Origin of the sequence: Pseudarthrobacter sp. NKDBFgelt, assembly GCF_046097905.1 — a bacterium.
In the GTDB taxonomy this organism is placed as follows: domain Bacteria; phylum Actinomycetota; class Actinomycetes; order Actinomycetales; family Micrococcaceae; genus Arthrobacter; species Arthrobacter polychromogenes.
In genome coordinates, this window is the sequence record NZ_JBJURL010000125.1 from 1 (window position 1) to 6,168 (window position 6,168).

General features: G+C 67.3%; 7 protein-coding genes and 1 pseudogene. 7 read left to right on the top strand and 1 reads right to left on the bottom strand.

The window, feature by feature from the left end:
• From ACKAE7_RS20115 to ACKAE7_RS20125, 3 genes are all read left to right on the top strand, one after another.
• The coding region (locus ACKAE7_RS20115; protein WP_408980120.1) for a Pls/PosA family non-ribosomal peptide synthetase at positions 1-1,442 on the top strand (1,442 nt) is incomplete at its 5' end.
• A gap of 56 nt (positions 1,443-1,498) precedes the next feature.
• On the top strand, positions 1,499-2,857 hold the full coding sequence (locus ACKAE7_RS20120) for a M1 family metallopeptidase (RefSeq protein WP_321201493.1): 1,359 nt from the start codon (positions 1,499-1,501) through the stop codon (positions 2,855-2,857).
• Positions 2,854-3,600, top strand: coding sequence for a 4'-phosphopantetheinyl transferase superfamily protein (locus ACKAE7_RS20125; RefSeq protein WP_190613298.1), 747 nt, complete (start codon positions 2,854-2,856; stop codon positions 3,598-3,600). Before ACKAE7_RS20120 ends, ACKAE7_RS20125 begins: the two co-directional genes overlap by 4 nt.
• A 237-nt stretch (positions 3,601-3,837) precedes the next feature.
• On the opposite strand, the gene ACKAE7_RS20130 is transcribed toward ACKAE7_RS20125, so the two are convergent.
• Positions 3,838-3,984, bottom strand: coding sequence for a hypothetical protein (locus ACKAE7_RS20130; RefSeq protein WP_188727048.1), 147 nt, complete (start codon positions 3,982-3,984; stop codon positions 3,838-3,840).
• 780 nt (positions 3,985-4,764) lie between these two features.
• Here ACKAE7_RS20130 and ACKAE7_RS20135 point away from each other — a divergent pair.
• From ACKAE7_RS20135 to ACKAE7_RS20150, 4 genes and pseudogenes are all read left to right on the top strand, one after another.
• The gene (locus ACKAE7_RS20135) at positions 4,765-5,238 is read left to right on the top strand and encodes an Asp23/Gls24 family envelope stress response protein (protein ID WP_190613297.1); all 474 of its coding nucleotides are present in this window, start codon (positions 4,765-4,767) and stop codon (positions 5,236-5,238) included.
• On the top strand, positions 5,235-5,426 hold the full coding sequence (locus ACKAE7_RS20140; RefSeq protein ID WP_188813382.1) for a DUF2273 domain-containing protein: 192 nt from the start codon (positions 5,235-5,237) through the stop codon (positions 5,424-5,426). Before ACKAE7_RS20135 ends, ACKAE7_RS20140 begins: the two co-directional genes overlap by 4 nt.
• Positions 5,423-5,869 carry a hypothetical protein gene (locus ACKAE7_RS20145; protein ID WP_408980121.1) on the top strand — a complete coding sequence of 149 codons (447 nt, stop codon included), beginning with the start codon at positions 5,423-5,425 and terminating at the stop codon, positions 5,867-5,869. The genes ACKAE7_RS20140 and ACKAE7_RS20145 overlap by 4 nt, the downstream gene beginning before the upstream one ends.
• Positions 5,866-6,168, top strand: a pseudogene (locus ACKAE7_RS20150) (hypothetical protein); the annotation flags it as partial. The gene ACKAE7_RS20145 and the pseudogene ACKAE7_RS20150, both read left to right, overlap by 4 nt.

The window sequence follows — 6,168 nt, forward strand, 5'->3', positions numbered from 1 at the left end:
CGTCCGGGCTGAAGTCGGTGCTCGCGTTTGGCGCCTACGCGCTCGCCGCGGCAGCCCTGGCGCTCATCCCCTTCGTCTCCGCAGCGCTCGGCGCCCTCCCGGTGATCGCCGCCCTCCGCGGCCAGGGCACCCTGTTCTCCTCGTGGCCGGTGCTGCTGTGGGCTGTCCCTGCTGCCGCCGTCGTCTGGTTCCTGTCCAACATGGCCCTGACGGCCGCCGTCGTCCGTTTGCTTGGCCTGGGACTTCGCGAAGGCCACTACCGCGTCCGCAGCTTTACCGGCTGGCGGGTGTGGGCCACCGAACGTGTCCTGGACATGGCCCGGGACCTGCTCTTTCCCCTCTACGCAAGCCTGTTCACACCGGTCTGGCTGCGGCTGCTGGGGGCGAAAGTGGGCCGCAACGTTGAGGCGTCCACCGTACTTCTGCTGCCTTCCATGACGACCGTGGGCGACGGCGCTTTCCTGGCCGATGACACCATGATTGCCTCCTACGAGCTCGGCGGCGGCTGGATGAGGATCGCTCCAGCGAAGATCGGAAAACGGGCGTTCCTGGGGAATTCGGGCATGACCGGGGCGGGCCGCAGCGTGCCCAAGAACTCGCTGGTGGCTGTGCTGTCCGCGACGCCGGCGAAAGCGAAATCGGGGACGTCCTGGCTGGGCAGCCCGCCGGTGCGCCTCCGCCGCGCACGGATGGAGGCTGACCAGAGCCTGACCTATGACCCTCCCCTGAGGCTGAAGATCTACCGCAGTTGCTGGGAACTGTGCCGCGCTGTGCCTGTCATCCTCACCGCGGCCATCGCCGTCGCCCTCCTTGCGGTCCTGGACTGGGTAGCCGGCACGGCTGGCTACGCCGCCGCTGCCGTGCTCGGGGCGCCCGTGGTGCTGGCGGCCGGGGCTGTGGCCGCGGCAAGCTCGGTAGCGGCCAAGTGGCTCCTAGTGGGGAAGATCGATGCGCGGGAGCACCCCCTGTGGAGTTCGTTCATCTGGCGCAACGAGGTGGTGGATACGTTCATCGAGATGGTCACCGCGCCCTGGTTCGCGCGCGCTGCGGCCGGAACCCCTGCTCTGGTGTGGTGGCTGCGTGGCCTTGGTGCCAAGATCGGCTCCGGCGCCTGGTGCGAAAGCTACTGGCTGCCCGAGGCGGACCTGGTCACGCTGGGTGAAAACTCCACCGTCAACCGCGGCTGCGTCATCCAGACGCACCTCTTCCACGACCGGGTGATGAGCATCGACACCGTTACGCTTGAGGCCGGGGCAACCATGGGCCCGCACGGAGTCATCCTGCCCGCCGCCCGGATTGGTGCCGGCGGTACAGTGGGTCCGGCATCCCTTGTGATGCGTGGCGAGACCGTTCCGGCGGCCAGCTACTGGATCGGGAATCCGGTCAGCCCATGGACATCCCCGGCCGCCGCCGTTCCCGCCCGAGAGGCCCAGCCACAGTGACCGCACACCAGGAGCACCTACCAGGCGGGTCGCAGACGGCAGTCCCCTGCCGTCCGCTGCCGGACCCCTACACGCCGGGGCACGGATCCGCAGACTACGGGGTGTCCCGCTACGAGCTGTACCTCGATTACCGAGTCTCCACCAACAGGCTTTCCGGCCACACCGCCATCACAGCACGCTCCCACGTGGAGCTGGCCACCATAACCCTGAACCTGGCGGGACTGCGGGTGCTGAAGGTTCAGCTGGACGGGCAGCGCGTGCAGAAATTCAGCCAGCGGGGACACCAGCTCTTTATCGTCCCCGCCCGCCCGGTGGCAGCCGGCAGCGACTTCAGCCTGGACATCCGCTACGAGGGCACCCCGGGTCCGCTGCGCGGCAACTGGGGCGAAGTGGGCTGGGAAGAGCTCACCGACGGGGTGCTTGTGGCCGGGCAGCCCACCGGCGCGCCGTCCTGGTTTCCCTGCAACGACCACCCCAGCCAGAAAGCCAGCTTTGGGTACACCATCACCACGGAGGCCAACTACAGGGTGGTCTGCAACGGTGTGCTGGTCTCTCGCCACGCCAAGGCCAGCCGTGAAACCTGGGTTTTTGAACAGCCCGAGCCCATGGCCACCTATTTGGCCACGGTGCAGATCGGCCGCTACGAGCTTCTTCCACTGGCCTTCCAGCCCTCTTTCCCGGCGCACCGCGCGGGCACCGCGGACGACGGCGGCCGGCGTCAGGTCCCGCAGTTCGTTGCGGCACCCCGGGCACTCATGGCCACCGCCACTGCCGCCCTCGCCCGGCAGGGGCAGATGATGGAGGCCTTCGAGACCTGCTTTGGCCCGTACCCGTTTGCCGGTTACACCGTGGTGGTGGCGGATGATGCCCTCGAGATCCCCCTGGAAGCCCAGTCGCTGTCCGTGTTCGGCCCCAACCATCTCACCCAGCAGTGGGAGGACCAGCGGCTTATTGCCCATGAGCTTGCCCATCAGTGGTTTGGAAACTCCCTGACCGCCACCGCCTGGGCCGACATCTGGCTGCACGAGGGATTCGCCTGCTACGCCGAGTGGATCTGGTCCGAGGCCTCCGGGAACGCCACGGCGCAGCAACGGGCCCAGGGCGCCTGGCAGCTCCTCGCATCGCAGGCGCAGGACCTGATGGTGGGCGACCCCTCACCGGAGCTGATGTTCGATGACCGGGTCTACAAACGCGGCGCCCTTGCCCTCCATGCCCTGCGGCGTGCCACCGGCGATGTGCTGTTCTTCGAGCTCCTCAGAACCTGGACGCACCGGTACCGCTTTGGCGGCGTCACAACTGCTGATTTCGTGGAAACCGCCAACCAGGCATGCATCGAACTGCCCGGATTCGACGCGCGCGCTGTGTTGGACCCCTGGCTCTACCAGTCAGCGCTGCCCCCACTCCCGCTCCCGTGACAGCGACAGTTCAAGGCCTCTCACTGGCAGCCGTACGGTTGTCCGGAGTGGACCTGGGCCTGTCGCATGTCCTGGAAGAAGCGGAGCTGGCCAGGGCGTCGACGTTCCGCTCCCCCTCCCTGCGGGATGCCTTCCTGGCCGGCCGCATAGCGTTGCGCCTCCACATCAGTGCGCTGACCGGAGACAGCCCCGGGTCGCTCGAAGCGGACTATTTCTGTCCCACCTGCAGCAGCGGACAGGGACACGGGATCCCCCGGTATCGGCTCCCTTCCCGTCCCGGCCTTCTTCGTGTCAGCCTCAGCAGGTCCGGGAGCTGGTGCGTGGTTGCCGCTGCCCTGGATGACCGGATCGCCGGTATTGGGGTGGACATCGAGAACGGGTCCGCAGCAGACTTTGAGGGATTCCCGTCGCTTGCGATGACCGAGAACGAGCGCGGCCAGCTGGAAAAAGTGCCCCCGGCGCTGAAAACCAGGTTCCAGACCCGTCTTTGGGTCCGCAAGGAGGCCGTCCTCAAGGCACTCGGTACGGGCCTGGCAAAGGCCCCCTCCCTGGTTGATGTGTCCGGGTCAACCCCCTCCGGGCTTACGGGACCTCCCGGGCGGGCACTGTGGAGTCTTGAGGACCTCAGTCCCGCCGGTCTTGGTCTTCCGGAAGACTTCGCTGCCTCAGTCGCTACCTTCGCGGAGACACCTCACGCCAGCCGCACGATGGAATACGGCCACCTGCCTGCCGGCGGCCCTTAGGCAGGAAGCGTCCAATCCCCGGCTTGACGGTTGGGGAGGGAATACGGAGAACGTCGAATTCTGACATGTCGATGAGCTGCCGGGAACCAGTCAACGTGTCCAGAATCCACAGCAACCCGCAATCAGGGATGGCGTCCACCACCGGCCCGCGATGGACCAGCCCGTCGCCGGAGTACGCTTCCACGGCATCTCCCGAAACCAGTTCGTGTGATCCGACAACAATGCCATCACCGTTTGTCATGCTGAGTGGCTGTCCCGCGCCGTGAGCATTTCTGCCAGCTGGCTTGGAGTGGCGCGGGCGGCTGCGAAGGCGACGATAGCCAGCGGCGGGACCGCGACGAAGATTGCGACGAGGACCGCGATCACGGCCTCTGTGGTTGGCATATCCATTGCCCGTTCCTTCCACTTTGCCTTGCCTTGTCCTGTCTCCAGAATGGCGCCGCAAGGTGGACTGCAGGTGTCCCCCGGATGATCATTCCCTGATGTTTAGGGCTTGGTCTTTTCGCGGAAAGGGACAGCAATGCGCGGACCACGACGCCGGAAAAGCAGTGCGGCCCACCCTCCGGAGCCGGAGGGCGGGCCGCACTGATGAAAGAAGGCGCCAGGTATGCCGCTAGAAGCGGTTGCGCGGAGGCTGCGTCTGCTGGCCGGCGCGGAGCTGCTTTGCCTTACGGGCTTTCTGCACCTTGCTGATGATGGTGGGCAGGAAGAACAAGAACAGTCTTTTCATGACGGTGGTCCTTTCGTTGATGTTCCGTGGTCCCGCTGCGGGATCATCCAGGCCCCGGAGGCACCGTCAGATCCCGGCATGTCGAGATAGTAAGCATGGTTACTATATAGATCCTACGCACAGTGCCCGCCCATCGCACAAGGCTTCAGCCAGCCCCGAACTCCCAACTAGGTAGCGCTAAGTGTCGTTATGGGGCCCCAAAACGACACTTAGCGCTACCTAGTTGGGCCGGGGCACCCATGGCGAGCGCCGCCGCCACACCCGCCCACCGCCGTCGTCCGCCAGTGCGGCACCGCGCCCCCTCTGCCGTCGGAAACACCCCGCGGAAGTGTGGCGCAGCTCACATACCTTTCTGCGTGAGGTTTGGCGGCCCGGCTGCGTCTTATCTGCACAGGCGCACAACAGCGCAGGTTCAACAAAGAGGAGTGATCGCTTTGACTACCCAGACGCAGACCCCCGCAACTGTCGCCGCCAAGACCCCGTCGGCCGGGGTGGCCGCCCCCGCCCAGCCCAAGGGCAAGGACGGCCGCGGCGCCACCACCGTTGACGACGGCGTGGTGGCGAAGATCGCCGGCATCGCCATCCAGGAGATCGACGGCGTCCACGCCCTCGGCGGCGGAGCAGCCCGTGCATTGGGCACGCTCCGGGAAAAAGTGGGCCAGAAGGACCTGACCCAGGGCGTCAGCGTTGAAGTGGGCCAGACCCAGGTGGCCGTTGACGTCACCCTGGTGGTCGAATACCCGCACCCCCTCCAGGACGTGGCGGACCGCGCCCGGGACGCCGTCTACACGGCAATCGAGGACCTCGTGGGCATGGAGGTGACCGAGGTTAACATCACCATCACCGACATCCACGTCCCCTCCGACGATGCCGAGGAAGACGCCGACCAGGAGCCGAGGGTCGCGTGAGCCCGGCAGTAACGGGCACCGCCGCCGGGGCTGTCCTGGCCCTGGCGGCCCTGGCCTTCGGATTCTGGGGCTTCCTGCTCACCGCCCTGTTCATGGGGACCGGCGCGGTACTTGGCCGGGCCGCCCAGGGCACGCTGGACGTCGGCGCAGTCATGGACGCCCTCCGTGGCAAGCGCTCCTCCCTATGACTCGGAGGGGCTACAACCGGATCTCGCCTGCGGCCCTCCGGCACACCCTGGAGACGGTTGCGGCTGATGCTTTCGGCGTCCCAGGGAAAAACGTTGAGGCAGGTCTCCGGGATGACGGTGGCACATTGGGGGCCGCCATCTCGGTGATGCTTCCCCTCCCGCCGCTGCTGCCGGGCCCCGGCGCGGGCACACCGGCAGCAGCGGGCACGCTGTTCGAGCAGACGCGGGCGGCGCGGGACACCATCCTGCGCCGGGGCGCCGACCTCAGCGGGTTAATGATGGGAACGGTGGACATCACGCTCACCGGCGCCCGGCAGCCGCACCGTCCCAGCAGGGTCGACGGCGGTCCCCACCAGACGGGTGCGCGACCCGGCGGTGTCCAAACGGAACCCCACCAGACGGGTGCGCGCCATGAACACCACCAGGAAAGGAGGCCGGCATGAACAACGAACGGCTGATCCGCCGCATGGTGCGGCGGGAGACCCACTCGTCCCGGGCCGCAGTCTCGGTCCTGGCCGGAACGGTCCTCCTGGCTCTATGCCTCTGGCTGGCCCTGGAAGCAGTCCTGATGGTGGCCGGGGTTCCCGCACTGCTGGCGTCCCCCGGGGAAACAGGACGGTGGCTGGCCGGGCTGCCTGCCGCCACCATCCCGGTCTGGCTGGCCGCCGCAGGGACAGGCATCGCCCTGCTCGGGGTGCTCCTTGTTCTTGCCGGGGCAGCAGCCGGGCGCCGGCCGCGCCGG